The organism is Streptomyces sp. NPDC025618, assembly GCF_055558795.1.
Window position 1 is genome coordinate 69,388 of sequence record NZ_JBVHLW010000019.1, and the last position, 14,840, is coordinate 84,227.

General features: G+C 69.9%; 14 protein-coding genes. 11 read left to right on the forward strand and 3 right to left on the reverse strand.

The window, feature by feature from the left end; genetic code table 11:
- The first annotated feature begins 190 nt into the window (after nt 1-190).
- Together ACZ4A5_RS18005 and ACZ4A5_RS18010 are read left to right on the forward strand one after the other, a co-directional pair.
- Nucleotides 191-1,105: a UbiA family prenyltransferase gene (locus tag ACZ4A5_RS18005; RefSeq protein WP_467584300.1), complete on the forward strand. Its 915-nt coding sequence runs from the start codon at nt 191-193 to the stop codon at nt 1,103-1,105.
- Nucleotides 1,106-1,143: 38 nt separating this feature from the next.
- Nucleotides 1,144-1,949, forward strand: a protein-coding gene (locus ACZ4A5_RS18010) for an IS5 family transposase (RefSeq protein ID WP_467584305.1) whose coding sequence is annotated in 2 segments (ribosomal slippage) — nt 1,144-1,485 and nt 1,488-1,949 — 804 coding nt in all. Because the reading frame shifts where the segments join, the coding sequence is not laid out codon by codon here.
- Between the two features lie 294 nt (nt 1,950-2,243).
- Here ACZ4A5_RS18010 and ACZ4A5_RS18015 read toward each other — a convergent pair.
- Complete coding sequence (locus tag ACZ4A5_RS18015; RefSeq protein ID WP_467584308.1) at nt 2,244-2,864, reverse strand: barstar family protein; 621 nt, start codon at nt 2,862-2,864, stop codon at nt 2,244-2,246.
- Between the two features lie 402 nt (nt 2,865-3,266).
- Nucleotides 3,267-4,724: a rifampin monooxygenase gene (gene rox, locus ACZ4A5_RS18020; RefSeq protein WP_467584311.1), complete on the reverse strand. Its 1,458-nt coding sequence runs from the start codon at nt 4,722-4,724 to the stop codon at nt 3,267-3,269.
- Between the two features lie 356 nt (nt 4,725-5,080).
- On the opposite strand from rox, the gene ACZ4A5_RS18025 reads away from it, so the two are divergent.
- The 6 genes from ACZ4A5_RS18025 (at nt 5,081) to ACZ4A5_RS18050 (ending at nt 9,366) form a co-directional block, all read left to right on the forward strand.
- Entirely contained in the window at nt 5,081-5,653 is a 573-nt protein-coding gene (locus ACZ4A5_RS18025; RefSeq protein WP_467584314.1) for a hypothetical protein, read from the forward strand.
- 6 nt (nt 5,654-5,659) lie between these two features.
- Nucleotides 5,660-6,097 (forward strand): hypothetical protein, encoded by a 438-nt coding sequence (locus ACZ4A5_RS18030; protein ID WP_467584317.1) that lies wholly within the window; start codon nt 5,660-5,662, stop codon nt 6,095-6,097.
- Nucleotides 6,098-6,206: 109 nt separating this feature from the next.
- On the forward strand, nt 6,207-6,353 hold the full coding sequence (locus ACZ4A5_RS18035) for a hypothetical protein (protein WP_467584322.1): 147 nt from the start codon (nt 6,207-6,209) through the stop codon (nt 6,351-6,353).
- 523 nt (nt 6,354-6,876) lie between these two features.
- On the forward strand, nt 6,877-7,572 hold the full coding sequence (locus ACZ4A5_RS18040) for a hypothetical protein (protein ID WP_467584324.1): 696 nt from the start codon (nt 6,877-6,879) through the stop codon (nt 7,570-7,572).
- 1 nt (nt 7,573) lies between these two features.
- On the forward strand, nt 7,574-8,137 hold the full coding sequence (locus tag ACZ4A5_RS18045) for a hypothetical protein (RefSeq protein WP_467584326.1): 564 nt from the start codon (nt 7,574-7,576) through the stop codon (nt 8,135-8,137).
- Nucleotides 8,134-9,366 (forward strand): hypothetical protein, encoded by a 1,233-nt coding sequence (locus tag ACZ4A5_RS18050; protein WP_467584329.1) that lies wholly within the window; start codon nt 8,134-8,136, stop codon nt 9,364-9,366. Before ACZ4A5_RS18045 ends, ACZ4A5_RS18050 begins: the two co-directional genes overlap by 4 nt.
- 65 nt (nt 9,367-9,431) lie before the next feature.
- On the opposite strand, the gene ACZ4A5_RS18055 is transcribed toward ACZ4A5_RS18050, so the two are convergent.
- Nucleotides 9,432-11,051, reverse strand: a complete 1,620-nt coding sequence (locus ACZ4A5_RS18055; protein ID WP_467584336.1) for an alpha/beta hydrolase — start codon at nt 11,049-11,051, stop codon at nt 9,432-9,434.
- A gap of 287 nt (nt 11,052-11,338) precedes the next feature.
- On the opposite strand from ACZ4A5_RS18055, the gene ACZ4A5_RS18060 reads away from it, so the two are divergent.
- From ACZ4A5_RS18060 to ACZ4A5_RS18070, 3 genes are all read left to right on the forward strand, one after another.
- Complete coding sequence (locus ACZ4A5_RS18060) at nt 11,339-12,175, forward strand: peptidoglycan recognition protein family protein (protein WP_467584339.1); 837 nt, start codon at nt 11,339-11,341, stop codon at nt 12,173-12,175.
- Nucleotides 12,176-12,294: 119 nt separating this feature from the next.
- Nucleotides 12,295-13,182, forward strand: a complete 888-nt coding sequence (locus ACZ4A5_RS18065; RefSeq protein ID WP_467584343.1) for a LysR family transcriptional regulator — start codon at nt 12,295-12,297, stop codon at nt 13,180-13,182.
- A gap of 87 nt (nt 13,183-13,269) precedes the next feature.
- Nucleotides 13,270-14,814, forward strand: a complete 1,545-nt coding sequence (locus tag ACZ4A5_RS18070; RefSeq protein WP_467584346.1) for an AMP-binding protein — start codon at nt 13,270-13,272, stop codon at nt 14,812-14,814.
- The last annotated feature ends 26 nt before the right edge of the window (nt 14,815-14,840 follow it).

The following is a 14,840-nucleotide window of genomic DNA, read 5'->3' on the forward strand; positions in this document are numbered from 1 at the left end:
GTGCCGCCTTCTACCGGCCGCAAGAGGAGAGAAGAGATTCTCCGTGAAATATCTGAGGCCCCCGATCGTCGCCGATTTCCTGGAAGCCCTGGACGATGGCGACTACAGGTCCTGGGCTGAGGAACAGCCTGTTCCCGGGCTCGGGGAACATCGGTACAGCCGTTGGCGCTGAGAACGCAATGAGGACCGCATGCGCCTGGTTGACCCCACACCTGTCCAGACCCGGCCACGACTGACCCGACACCTTCGGCACGAGGCGAACGTGACGTGGCGGATGCTTGCGGACAATCTGCTCGCGTGCCTCCCGCCGCCCTTGACGTTCACCCTCGCAGCCTGCTTCCGCGCCCAGCTCCCCGCTCACCAAATCCTCTGGCACCTGGGGCAGATCCTCCTGCTGTCCCTGCTGTATGCCTATACCTTCGACACCTCGAACCAGGCCCGCGGAGCTGAGGAAGACCGGCTCAACAAGCCCTACCGCCCCATACCGGCTGGCCTCATCACTTCGGCAGGGGCCATGCGCCGGTTCTGGATCGCGATGCCCCTTTACACCCTCCTCGGCTGGCAACTCGGGGTGGTGGAGTGGGTCCTGCTGTGGCAGGCGGCCATCATCCTCATCAACCTTGTCTCCACCCCCCGCTCCTACCTCTTGTGCAAGACACCCAGCATGGTCATGGGGACCGTCGCGCAGCTCTGCGGCGCATGGCAGGCTGTCAGCCCCATCGACACGACGGTGACGCAGTGGATCACCATCATCACCATCGTCTACGCCCTGGCCCTGCTCTTTGAAGACATCCGGGATATGGAAGGCGACCGGGCGATCGGCCGACGCACCCCGGCGCTGGTCCTAGGCGCCTGGCCGATCCGTATCTGGTTCGTCTCGCTCATGTTGATCACCCCACCCCTGTTTCACTTCAGCCTTTACGCGCCGACCAGCGCGGCCCCATGGCGGATTGCCGTGTGCGACCTCGCACTTGCCGCCACCTGCTGGACGTCCGCGGTCCGGGGCTTGCTCCTGCGCCATACCCGAGCCGACCGCGTCACCTACCAGCTTTATATGGCCTCTTATGTGGTCGCATTGCTGGCTGGCCCCGTCCTATGGTTCTAACAGTTCATCTCATTTGGAGTGTTCGATAGTCTGTTGACGTGGGGATCGTTGAGCGGCTGGTGCCGGATGAGCTGTGGGAGTTGTTCCAGCGTGTGGTGCCGGAGGCGCCGTCACGGCCTCAGGGAGGCGGGCGGCGCCGGCACGGTGACCGGGAAGTACTGGCCGCGATCGTGTTTGTGGCCACGTCGGGGTGTACGTGGCAGCAACTGCCGACGGCGTCGTTCGGGCCGTCGGGAGCCACGGCCCACCGGCGGTTTTCCGAGTGGACCAAGGCGAGGGTCTGGGCGAAGCTCCATCGCCTGGTCCTGGACGAACTCGGCTCCCGCGGTGAGTTGGACTGGTCTCGTTGTGCGATCGACTCGGTGAACATGCGGGCCCTGAGAAGGGGGACCTGACGGGTCCGGATCCTGTGGACCGGGGCAAGTACGGCTCGAAGATCCACTTGATCACCGAGCGAACCGGTCTGCCCCTCTCCGTCGGGATATCGGGAGCGAACTTGCACGACAGTCAGGCCCTGGTCCCCTTGGTGAAGGGCATACCGCCGGTCCGCTCCCGCCGAGGACCACGGCGACGCAAGCCGGGAAAGCTCCACGGCGACAAAGGCTACGACTACTCCCACCTGCGGCGATGGTTACGCAAGCGCGGCATCCCCCACCGCATCGCCCGCAAAGGCATCGAGACCTCCCAGCGACTGGGCCAGCACCGCTGGACCATCGAACGCACCATGTCCTGGCTCGCCGGCTGCCGCCGCCCACACCGACGCTACGAACGCAAAGCCACCCACTTCCTCGCCTTCACCAGCATCGCCTGCACCCTCATCTGCTACCGCAGACTCGCCAAATGAGATGACTTCTTATTCCCAGGCCGCCGGCCGGGCCAGCCGATCTCGGCGAGCACACTCGCCCGACGCCTGGCCGCACATGGTATTCCCGCAGCCCGACTCGCACGCAATGGCGCGATCCTCGCCATGGTCGACAACATCCACTGGAAACTCGTCGCCCGGTCTACTCGGCCTCGCCGAGCAGACCGCATACCAATGGCATCACATCAACGGCGGCGACCGAGCCAGCTACGTGGCCAGCCGCCTGAAGAAACACTCGGCACCGGCCAGCCCCGAATAGCTGTCCCGGTGCCCTACTCAGCGAAAGATGACGTCAACGCCGCGGTCGCGGAAAATCTCCAGGACGACTTCGAACAACGACCCACTCTCCTTGCTCGGACCGTGGCGCTGAGTAAGGGACGACTTAGCGACGCTAGAGGAATGCCATTCCAGCGTGAATGGTGACTCGGCACCCCAGCGGCCGCGCAGGCAGTCATCCAAAGCGTCAAGGTTCCACCCGAAATAGCCGCCTGGCCCATTCACGGCCTCGCCAAGAGCGCAGTAGAAACTGTCCGCGTCCACAATGTGCTCACCGTCCAGGTGAAACGTGGCACCGGAAGGCCGATCCGGCAAGGATCGAAAGCCGTGACGCGTCAGAGCCACGGACAGCCAACCACGACGGCCAGCCGAGCCGAGGGAATGCCACAAACCGGCCCGGTTCATCTGTCCGGCGCGGATGAGCTCCCACGGCCATTCGGACTGTGGAAGCGCGTTGTCGCACCACAGAAGCACGGTCAAATCGACCAGGCCCGCCCCTCGCGTCGAAGGCCGCACCGCCTCCGGCTTCACGTCATTGACGAAGTACTGCCCCATCCTGGCGCCCGATGAGTCCAAGAACGAGAGATTGGCGTTGCCGGCCAGCGCCCGCTTGCTGCCCATGCGGTCAATACACACTCGCAGGCCGCCTTGAGGTGAACACCCGAGCAACTCAACTCTCCGTGATCCGTCCCCCAGTGGCACGAAAAGCCCCGTGGCTTCTTGGGCATGTCCCCAGAAGTCGCTCTCCTCATCATCGCTGGTCAAAGAGCAGCCAGCCCCAACAGCGCCCATACCTTGCCCCCACCATCATCGAACAGCCGCCGATCCTACTGGCCTGGGCGTCAGCACAGTCGACCCGTCGACGCCGACCTGGAAGTAGTCACTCAACGTGACTGCTTGCTTAGGGCACTCGGCAGGAACCAACACTGCCCACCGCCAGTAACAGCGGACGCTGCGCATCGCCGGTCACGGGAGCACGATATCGGCCCCGCCGGCCCGGATCGGGTCGAGCTACCCGCCCTCTCAGCCGGCGGCGGCGCCGAACCACTCCGGCAGCCGGCCGAGCAGATCCCGCTGGTCTTCACCGGCCCATGCCACGTGACCGTCGGGCCGCAGCAGCACGGCGGGCACCTCCAGTTCCTCGCTGACGTCGACGACGTGGTCGACCCGGTCCGCCCAGCCCTCCACCGAGAGCCGGCCGGTCTGGTCGAGCAGCAGCCCGCGGCCGCCGCGCATCAGCTCGTAGAGGCGCCCCCGCTTCAGCTCCACGTCCCGCATCCGCCGGCCGAGCAGTTCGTGGCCCTCGCCGAAGTCGTAGCGGACCCCGACCGCGGTGATCATCTCGGTCACGTACCGGTTCACCTCCTCGAAGTCCATCAGCTTCGAGAGCAGCCCCCGCAGCGCGACCGCCCCCGGCTCCGACCCCATCAGGGTGATCTGCGCGCGGGTGTTGTCCAGCACGGCGGCGCCCACCGGGTGACGCTCGGCGTGGTAGCTGTCCAGCAGCCCCTCCGGCGCCCAGCCGTCGATCTCGGCGGCCAGCTTCCAGCCGAGGTTGAAGGCGTCCTGCACACCGAGGTTGAGCCCCTGCCCGCCGGTCGGCGGGTGAATGTGCGCCGCGTCGCCGGCCAGCAGCACCCGGCCGACCCGGTAGCGCTCGGCCTGCCGGGTGGCGTCGCCGAACCGGGACAGCCAGCGCGGCGAGTGCGCGCCGAAGTCGGTGCCGGCGAAGGCCCGCAGCCGCTGCTGGAATTCGTCGAGGGTGGTCGGGGCCGTACGGTCCTCGGCCACCCCTTCGGCGGGCACGATGACGCGGTACGTCCCGTCCCCGAGCGGCATGGCGCCGAACCGCGGTTGGGTCTTGTTGACCTCCGCGACGAGGGCGGCGATCGTCGCCGGATCCTCGGTCATCTCCATGACGCCCAGCAGCGTCTCGACCTTGGCGGGCTCGCCGGGGAAACCCACGCCGAGCAGCTTGCGCACCGTACTGCGGCCGCCGTCGCACCCGACGAGGTAGCGCGAGCGCAGGTGCGTGCCTCCCCCTCCCCCGGCGGCCGCGCCCCCGCTCGCGGCCAGCTCGACGGTCACCCCGTCCTCGTCCTGGCTCAGCCCGGTCACTTCGTGGCCGCGCCGGATCTCGACGCCGAGTTCGAGGGCCCGCTCGTTGAGCAGCCGCTCGGTGTCCGGCTGCGGGGAGGCGATGCCGTAGGGGTGGGCGGTGTCCAACCGGTCCGGCCACGGCTTCATGATGCCGCCGAAGAGGCCGCCGACACTGAACTTCTTGTTGATCGCGAGGAACCGGTCCAGCAGGCCGCGCTGATCCATGATCTCGACGCTGCGCGTGTGCAGACCCTGCCCGCGGGACTCCTGGGTCGGTGCGGTCAGCTTCTCCAGCACGACCACGTGCACACCGTGCAGCCGCAATTCACAGGCCAGCATCAGACCGGTCGGTCCGCCGCCGGCGACGATCACGTCAATCATCAAAACCTCTGTTTCCCCTGGTCCTGGCTTCGGTCGATGATTGTGCGGGACGACCGGGGCCTTGCCGCAAGCCCCCCGGTGCGCTATATCTTGAGAGTGGCAAGGAGAGGATGAGCTCCTTGCCTTTTCCTTTTTCCTTCGTTGTCCCGTCGTTGTCCCGCCCGTCGTGGCCGGAGGGCCGTGGCCACCCGTCCGCTCGGTCCGGATCCGGTACGGGAGTGGCTCCCGGGCACAGAAGAAATCCGGGCCGCTCAGCCGAGAACAGAGGGCTGCGTCGGGGCCGCATATCGGGGTAGCCGTTCGGTTACGGAGACGTGCGCGTCGGTATCGGATCCGCCAACGGATGGAGGCCCTCGATGTCCACAGGAATTCTCATCGCGGTCATCGTCGCGGTGGTGGTGATCGGCGTGGCGGGCGGCGCTTGGATCATGGTCCGCCGCCGGCAGCATCTGCGGGAGCGGTTCGGCCCCGAGTACGACCGCACCGTCGAGGCCGGGGACAGCCGCATGGCCGCCGAGCGTGAACTGCGCGCCCGCGAACAGCGGCACGACGGGCTGGACTTGACGTCCCTGCCCGAGACGACACGGCGACAGTACGCGCAGGATTGGACCGGTGTGCAGGAGCGTTTCGTCGACAGGCCCGAGGAGGCCGTCGGCGAGGCGGACCGCCTGGTGACCCGGCTGATGAGGGAGCGCGGCTACCCCACCGAGGGGTACGAGCAGCAGCTCAAGGATCTGTCGGTCGAACACGGGCACACGCTGGAGCACTACCGCGCCGCCCACGAGATCAACACACGCGCGAGCGGGCACAAGGCCACCACCGAGGAACTGCGGGGCGCGATGGTGCACTACCGCGCGCTCTTCGACGACCTGCTGACGAACGGTGACCGGCCGGGCGCCCGGCGCACCATGCAATCCGACGAGGGGTGAGGAACGATGCGGCATGACGACCATGGCGACAAGGAAACCGGCGGTCTGAGCGGCGAAGCCCGGCTCACCACCGAAGATCTCGCCCGGAAGGACAGCGGCGGACCACCCGCGTTCCCCGGCGAGGCCACCACCCACAAGCACGCGCCCGGCAGTCCGGCCCGGGAGGCCGGCGAGGAGGAGCCGCTGCTCGGCCCCGACGAGGCCAGGGACTTCCGTTCCAGGTGGCAGGCGATCCAGACCGACTTCGTCGATGATCCGCGGGACGCGGTACGCACGGCCGACCAACTGGTCGCCGAAGTGATGCAGACCCTGGCCAAGTCGTTCACCGCCCACAAGGAAGACCTCGAGGGCCAGTGGGGCCGGGGGGAAGAGGTGGTCACGGAGGACCTGCGGATCGCGCTCCAGCGCTACCGCTCGTTCTTCAACCGCCTGCTCAGCACGTGAGAGCCACGGCGGGACCGGGCGGACGGAACGGCAAGGAGCCGGTACGCCGGAAGGGGCCGTCCTCGGCAGCGGGCCACGACTGGCCGAGGCGGTCCAGCTCCATGACGGCGTGCGGCACACAGGCGTCGGCGAGAAGGTCACCGATCCGGTAGGCAACAAACGTCTCACCGACGCCGACGGTCCCGGACGAGCCGCACGCGGCGTCCTCGCCACGCGCGGCTCGATCTCTGCCGGTCCCTGCCTGGTCACGGCGTGACCGGACAGGGTCTCGGTGTCCCGGTCGGGAGAATCCGCCGGGCGTATGCCGAGCACGGTTCCTGTGCTGACGACGCGCATACGGAACGTCAGGGAATAGAGGGTCAATTGCTGTTCCTCCGGCAAATGAGCCGGACGGACACCCACCGGCGGCACTCCGCCAATTCTCGCACCATGCCTTTCCTGACCACCGCGCGCGCTGACGCGAAAGATTTGCCCGTCGCTTACGCAGCCGTGCGCCTTCTCCCCTTCGTTACGGGCCGGAGCGGCAGCCACAAGCGGCACTTCCCCTTCACACACTCGGAATTCACAGCGCACGCACAGTCAAGAGTGTCTTATTCGCCATACGCGCATTCCATAGCCGCCGTAATGTCCCCTGCACAAGGCCGCCCGAGTCTCCACCAGGGCGACTCGCGGTCCGACAGGGGGAGTTGGGAACCGTGCGGTTACGTCCTGACGTATTCGGCAGCCTTTGCGACATTCTCCGCTCGCACTCGTTCCGCCGCCCCAGGGTCCGCCGGACGGTGACCGGCGCCGTGGCCGCGGGGCTGGCCGTCGTGCTCGTCGCGGCGTACTCCGGCGCGGGCTCCGCGATCGCCCGTACGGGCGGTGCGCGTCCGGCGGCCGCCATGCCCGCGTTGTCGCCAGCCGCACCGCGCACCGCTCCGGCGGACGCCTCCTCCCTGTGGGGCGCCCACTTCCAGGGCACCGCCAAGGTGAAGCTCATCCCCTACGACTACTGCGGTTCCGGCAACTCCCTCGAGGCCGGTCAGGCGCAGACGTACGAGCTGCCCGCCACGCTCGACCTCGGCAAGCCACGTGAGGCGGGCGGGCAGAGCGACGGCAACCCGTTCACGCTGCTGCTCGCTGCCGGGCAGGCGTCGCAGGACGGCGCGATCTCCCTCCAGTCCTCGGCGACCGCGTCCGGTCAGCTGCTGCTGACGTACTGGCACCTGGCCTGGGACGGCAGCGACCTGAGCGGCGAGCTCACCGACACGCACGTCAAGGAGGGGGTCGCCCTCAACCTCGTCAACTGGCCCGGCCTGCTGGTGCCGTGCCGCCCCGAGCTGGGCAAGCTTCCCGGTGGGATACCGCACGACATCGCCACCGGCTCCACTCTCTCGGGGAACCTCAGCCGAGGCAGCACGTCCCTGACGGCCAAGGCGAAGAGCGAGGACGGCCTGGTGGAGTTCTCCTTCGACTTCAGCGGGAGCTCCTGAGATGGCCACGGTGGACCTCGAACAGTGGGGAACACGGATAGCCGCCCTTGTCGCTCCGCACGAGACCGAACTGGCCGGCGCGGTCGTCCGGGCCTATGCCGACGGGGGCCGCCGCCGGCGGGATCTCTTCCGGCGCGCGGGGGACGCGCCAGGCGGCATGGGCGGTTCGCTGCCGACCGTACTGCCCGACGTCCTGGACGCCCTGGCCTGGGCGGACCGAGCGGTCAACGCCGCCCTGGGAAGCCAGCAGTTGGGCAACGCCCTGTCGGCGGCGGCGCTGCTCGTCGCGGTGCGGTCCCGACGCGAAGGCGATGGGGGCCAGGCGCCGGCACCGCCGGACGTGGAGGCCGCGTACCGGATGAGCGAACGGCTCCGGGAACGCGGCATGGACCCCGCCGAGGCCGAGCGGCTCGCCTGCGAGCTGTTCTCGGGGCTCTCCGAGCATGCCGACCCCGAAGAAGTCACCGCGTTCCTCGACCGGTTGATCGCCGTGGAGCCCCCGCGGCCGGTGGTCCGGGGCCCGCGCGCGCTGCGGTGGCTGCTCGGCCGTGGCGGCCGGGGATGAACCGGCCGCCCGGCCCGCCTCCGTGGCTGTGGCCGGTGACGGTCGTCTACGCGGCGCAGGTGCCGACGGCCATCGGGTGGTGGACGGCCCAGGTCAAGGACCTGACGGGGCACGGTGCCTACTCGGCGCGGCTCGCGGCGACATGGGGCTTCCGGGTGCTGCTGGCCACCTCGGTTGTCCAGGTGCTGCCGCAGGTCTGCGTGGCCGTGGGCGCGCTCGGTGTGCTTCTGCCCCGGGTGCGGCGACGGCTCGTCGAGTGGCACTACGGGCTGCTGCCGCCGGCGGCCGTGAGAGCGGGCGAGGGCATCCAGCGGTTCGTCACCGAGCACGCGCCGGGGGTAGAGACACGGATCTCCCTGCGGAGCGGGCAGTCCGCCCGCGTCTACCCCGGAGACCGGCGCGGCACCAGGATCGCGGTGTTCGGCTCCCTGTTCGCGCTGTGGGACGAGGACCGGCGGGCGGCCGAGGCGACGCTGCTGCACGAGATCGCCCACCACAGGTCCGGTGAGCAGCACGTCGCGGGGCTCGGCAGTCCGTTCACGGGCATGCTGCGGTCCTGGCCGTGGGTCTTCGGGCTGTGCGGGCTGCTGCCCGCGGCGCTGTTGCTCGTCGTGGGCGAACCGGCGGGTCACGAGTTGCTCGCCCAGGTCGTGTTCGTGATCCTGCGGGTGCCGCACTTTCTCGTCGTGCCGCTCGGTGCGCTGTGGACGGCGGAGCTCGTCGCCGACCGGTACGCCCGCGCGGCGGCGGGGCAGGAGGCCGCGCTGCGGGCGCTGCGCCGCGTCGGGGAGGGCGGCCGGCACCGGGGACTTGGGCTCCACCACCCTCCGGGCCGGCTGCGGCGGTGGTGCGTCCTGCGGGCCGACGAGCGGCCGGCCCAGTTCGTATCGGCCTCGCTGCTGCCCGCCGCCGTCCTTGCCAGCACCTTGCTGGACATCGCCGGCGTCACGGTCGAGTACCGGCTGCTGGGCGAGGACTGGGGGTGGAGCGCGCGCCGGGCCCTGTGGCTGGCGCACGGCCAGTTCACCGGCGGCCCGCTGTGGCCGGTGCTGCTCGCCGCCTTCGCCGTCTGGCCGTTGCTCGCGCGGGTGTGGCCCCGGCTGTGGGGGTGGCGGGATGAGCATCGGGAGGTGTTCTCGGTGCGGGCGTACGCCGGGGCGACGCTCGTGCCGGTGCTCGTGCTGGCTGTCGGGCTGATCCCGGTGGCCGCTCCCCCGCTCCCTGGCTGACCAGGGCACAGCGGCCGTTGACGAGGCGTCAACAGCCGCTGGGTGGTGGCTGGTCAGCGCGGTGGCTACCGGAGGACGCCGTGGACGGCCTCGCGGTCGGTGGGCCGGAGAGGTGTGGCGGGGGCGGCGCTCTTGGTGGTGAGGGCCGGAGTCACGTAGGCGGGAGTGGGATCGGGTTCGGGAGCGCAGGTCCTGGCGATGCGGCCGCCGCCCTCGGGGAGGCTGCCGTCACGGAGATAGGCGGTGAAGGTGTCGTCCAGGCAGGCGTTGCCGTGGAAGAGGATCTCGTGGAAGCTGCCGCCGGTCTGGACGACCAGCTTCGAGCCGGGCAGCGCGTCGTGCATGGCCAGCCCGCCCTCGTACGGGGTGGCGGCGTCCTCGGTGGCCTGGAAGAGCAGGACGGGCGGCAGGCCCTTGCCGGTGATCTTCATGCGGCCGGCGGGGTTGCCCTGGTAGGGCCAGAACATGCAGGCGGCGTTGTACCACATGTTGTTGTAGGTGTAGAAGGGTGCGACGGCGTTGACCTTGGCCTGGTCCTTCTTCCAGAACTCCCAGTCGCGCGGCCAGGCGTTCTCGGTGCACTGGGCCGCGTTGTACGCCGGGAAGGTGCCGTCATCGGCGCCCGGTGCCGCGTAGCGGTTGTAGGCGATGCTCAGCGGCCGGGTGTCGTGCTTGGTGAGGTAGCCCGAGAGCGCGGTGGCCATCTGGGGCCAGCGCAGGAAGTTGTAGCCACCGCCGTAGAAGGTGTCCTCGAACTCGGCGGGACCGATCCTGCCCGGGGCCGGGGCGGCGTCCACCGGCTGGGTCCGCAGGGCCGTCTCGACCTGGTAGTACGCCTTCTCGACCGTGGCGGCGTCGGTGCCCAGGTGGTAGACGGAGTCGGCCTTGGCGGTCCAGGCCGCGAAAGCGTCGAAGCGGCGCTGGTGCTCCTTGTCCTGCAGGATGTTGTGGTCGTACCAGCTGATGGTGGGGCCGACGATGCTGTCCAGCACCATCCGCCGGACGCGCGAGGGGAAGAGCTGGCCGTAGGTGGAGCCGAGTGAGGTGCCCCAGGAGCCGCCATAGAAATTGATCTTCGGTGCTCCGAGCGCCCGCCGGATGCCGTCCATGTCCCGGGCGCTGTCGACGGTGGTCATGTGCGGCAGCAGCCAGGACCAGTCGGCCGCGCAGTCGGCGGCGTATCCGGCCGCCTTCTTCAGCCAGGGTTTCGAGGTGCCTTGGCTGAGCTGGTAGTCAGGTCTCTCGGCGTCGAAGTAGTGGGCGTCGCAGACCACATGGGGCTGACTGCCATTGGTGCCACGCGGGTCGAAGCCGATCCAGTCGTAGGTCGAGGCGACGTCCTTGGGAAGCTGCCCGGAGATGTACGCGGGCATCCAGAGCCCGGAGTCCCCGGGGCCGCCGGGGTTGAGCAGGATCGGGCCCTGCCGCTTGCTCTTGGGCGCGGTGGCGGGAAGCCGGTTCAGCTTGATCTTGATTGTGGGGCCGTTCGGGTGCGCGTAGTCCACCGGTACGTCGAGCAGCGCGCATTGCAGCGCGGGCGTGGTGGTGTCGTTGCAGGAGCTCCAGGCGAGCTTTCCCTGCCCGGCGCTCCCGCGTTCGGCGGCGCCGGATGCCGTGCCGGCGGAGACGCCGGTGAGGGCCGCGACGGCTGCGGCGGCCGAGAGCAGTGCGATGACTTTTCTCATGGAGGGCATGATGTGATATGTGAAATGTTACAGCCAGAGAACTGACGGGACGTTATCAAGCTGTGACGGCGGGCCAGTTGAGCCTGCGGGCTCTCGACCACCCGCGCCGGCCGCCTCGGAAGAGGGCCGCGCCCAAGGGGCGTGCCAGCGAACGCTGGCGTTCACGGGGCTGCCGAATCCTGTGGCGCGAAAGCTACAGTCGACGCGAAGGGCGCCGTGGCCGGGCCGTCGGCGGCCGCTTGCCCACGCGTCGGCGGGCCCCGGCCGGAGAGGGAAGGGGCTGGCCCATGACCGGAGACACCGAGAGATCCTGGATGGGGCGCCGTGGTCTGCTGGGCGGAGCGCTGGCGAGTGGAGCCGCCGTGGTGGCCGGGAACTCCTTCCTCGCCCCCGCCGCGCGGGCCCAGGCGAGGGCGGGGACGGCCGCGGGCTGCCGCGTACGCCGCCCGCGGCTCCACACCCGCGAGGAGTGGCGGGCCGTTCCGCCCACGGATCCGCACAGCGTATTGGTCGAACCCTTCGCACCCGCGCTGATCGTGGTGCATCACATGGACTACCCGAACACCACCGACTATTCGCTGGAGCACGCTTTCCAGCTGTCCAGGGACTGTCAGTACGACCACATGCACCACAACGGGTGGAACGACATCGGTCAGCAACTGACCATCAGCAGGGGCGGATTCCTCATGGAGGGCCGGTACCGGTCCGCCAAGGCCATCCGGAGCGGCGAGCACGTCATCGGGGCGCAGGTGGCCAACTGGAACACCGCCAGTCTCGGCATCGAGAACGAGGGCACGTACATCACGGAATTGCCGCCCGCCGCACAATGGCACGCGCTCGTCGCCACGTGTGCCTGGCTGTGCGACACGTACGGGCTCTCCCCGATGACCGCGATCGTCGGCCACCGTGACCTCAACCAGCCCGGGACCTCGCTGGCCACCGAATGCCCCGGCAATGCCCTCTACAAGCGGTTGCCGACTCTGCGTAAAGAGATCGCGGAGGCCATGGGTCTCCCTGTCGGAGACGGCTCGCCCAACCATGTGGCCGGTGATGTCCCCGCTTCGGCGCCGGCCGGGGAGAGGGACCACGGGCCGGCGACGGGGGCGCTGGATCCCACCCGCTGACGTTTCCCTGGATGAGCGATTCGACGCGGCCGGCGCACGCATCGCGACCGGCCTTCGTCAGCGCCTTCCCGGAACCCCCCGTGCCCAAGGTGAGCCCAAGGCCCGGCGAGACTACCGTCATGGATCTGCTGTCACTGCGATACTTCCAGGCCGTGGCCCGGCACCAGCACATCAGCCGGGCCGCGGAGGAACTCCGGGTCGCCCAGCCGTCGGTGAGCCGGACCATCATCCGGCTTGAGTCGGAACTCGGCGTTCCGCTGTTTGACCGCCAAGGCCGGCGGATCCGGCTCAACGCGCACGGCGCGGCCTTCCTGCGCCGGGCCGAGAGGGCGCTGGCCGAACTCGACGACGCCCGGCGTGAGATGGCCGATGCCGCCGGTGACGGGCCGGGCCGGGTCGCCGTGGCCGCCGAGACCCTGCTTCAGCTGGCCACGGTGCTCGCCGCCTTCCGTGCGCGCCGCCCCGGGGTGAAGGTGCGGCTGTTCCAGGCGCCGGTGGACTCGATGCTGCGCCATCTGCGCTCCGCCGAGGCGGACTTCGCGCTCGCCTCCCAGCCGCTGACCGGCCCTGGTCTGTGCTCGGTGGAGGTGGCACGGGAGGAGGTGTTGCTGGCCGTGCCACCGGGGCACCCACTGGCCGGCCGGGAGCGCGTCGCGGTGGCCGAGCTGGCCCACGAGGAGTTCGTCAGCACCCCCACCGGCCACTGGCAACGTGCCCTGCTGGACCGGCTTTTCGCCCGTGAGGGGCTCACCCCGCAGGTGGTCTGCGAGGGTGACGAAGCCTCCGCCACGCCGGAGCTGATCGGTGCCGGGCTGGGCATCGGCCTGATGCCGGCGGTCGCCCGGCGGGCTCTCGGCGAGCGCCGGCAGGTGTCCTGGCTGCGACTGGACGCGGCCGACTGCCACCGGACGCTGACGCTGGTGTGGCGCCAGGACGCGTACCTCTCCCCCGCCGCCCTGGACTTCCGCCGGCTGGTCAGGGAACAGCTCATGCCCGCCGAGTCATGAGCACATGGCGAAACCGGTCGTGGAAGGCATGAGCGGGCAGCGCTAGCGTCATGACTGTCCACCCGGTTCCGACGAGGGAGATCAGCCATGAGCGGGCAACACGGCGCTGCGGACAGGGGTTTCGACAGCTATGTGGAGGCCATCCTCGACGTGCTGTCCGCCGAGCCGCGGCGGGCGGCCGTCACCACCGCCGAGGGAGTGGTGATCGGCACGGGCGAGCTCCGGGACCAGGTCCACCGGCTCGCCGGGGAACTGGCGGAGCGCGGAGTCGGCCGCGGCGACACGGTCACCCTGCTCACCGGCAACACCGCCGAGGCCATCGTCGCCCGCTACGCCGCCAATCTGGCCGGCGCCCGGATCGTCGGCCTCTACGAGGGCATGAGCCCGCCGACCATGGCCCACATCATGGCGAGCGTGGACTGCTCCCTGCTGCTGGTGGACGACCGGCGGCACGCCACCGCCGAGGAGGTGCTGCGGCTCCCCGGCGTACCCCCGGCGCTCTCCCTGGGGCCGAGCGGCTTCGCCGAGGACGTACTGGCCGCGGCCGCCCGGCGCCCGGCGCGCCCGATGGGCGGTCTGGTGGGCCCGGACGACGACTGGTGCATCCGGCACACCGGCGGGACCACCGGGATTCCCAAGGGCATCCGGATGACCCACGGCTCCTGCCGGCGGAGCCTGGACCACCGCCTCGCCGGCGCCGGTGACCCGCCCCGCTATCTGGCCTGCACCGCGCTCGCCCATCTCGCCGGAGTCTTCGTCGACATGGCGCTCTACCAGGGCGGCTCGGTGGTCCTGCGGCACGGCTTCGAGCCCGGGGACGCGCTGGCCACGATCGAGCGCGAGCGCGTCACCCACACCTGGCTGCTGCCGCCGCTGCTCTACGGGCTGCTGGACCACCCGGACCTGGCCGGCACCGATCTGTCCAGCCTGAGCCGGATCAGCTACGGCGGCACCGCCGCCTCGCCGGCCAGGCTGCGGCAGGCGGCCAAGGCGCTGGGCCCCGTGCTCTACGGCCTGTACGGGCAGGCCGAGGCGCAGTACATCACCGAAGCGGGACCCGCGGAGCAGGAGATCACGGGCCGTGGCGGGCATCTGACCGTCGGCCGGGCCATCCCCGGAGTGGAGATCGTCATCCGCGACGCCGACGGCACCACCCTGCCGCCCGGGGAGCGCGGCGAAGTGCAGGTGCGCACGCCCCACATGATGCGCGGCTACTGGAAGCAGCCGGAGCTGACCGCCGAGGTGCTGCGGGACGGCTGGGTGCACACCGGTGACGTCGGCTATCTCGACGAGGACGGCTACCTCTACATCGTGGACCGGATCAAGGAGATGATCGTGGTCGTCGGCGGCCACGTCTACCCGGCGGAGCTGGAGGAACTGCTGCTGGGCCATCCGGCTGTCGCCCAGTGCGTGGTCTACGGCAGCCAGGACGAGGAATCGGTGGAACACGTCCACGCCGCCGTGGTGCCCGCCGCCGGCCGACGGCCTTCACTGGAGGAGATCCAGGACTTCGTCACCGCCCGCAAGGGCCGCCTCTACGCTCCCGAGACGCTGCGCCTGGTGGCGGAGATCCCGCTGACGGCGGCGGGCAAGCCGGACAGGAAGCTGCTGCGGTCGGGGTTGGCGGGCTGAGGAGACGGGGCTCCTCGTCGTACGCC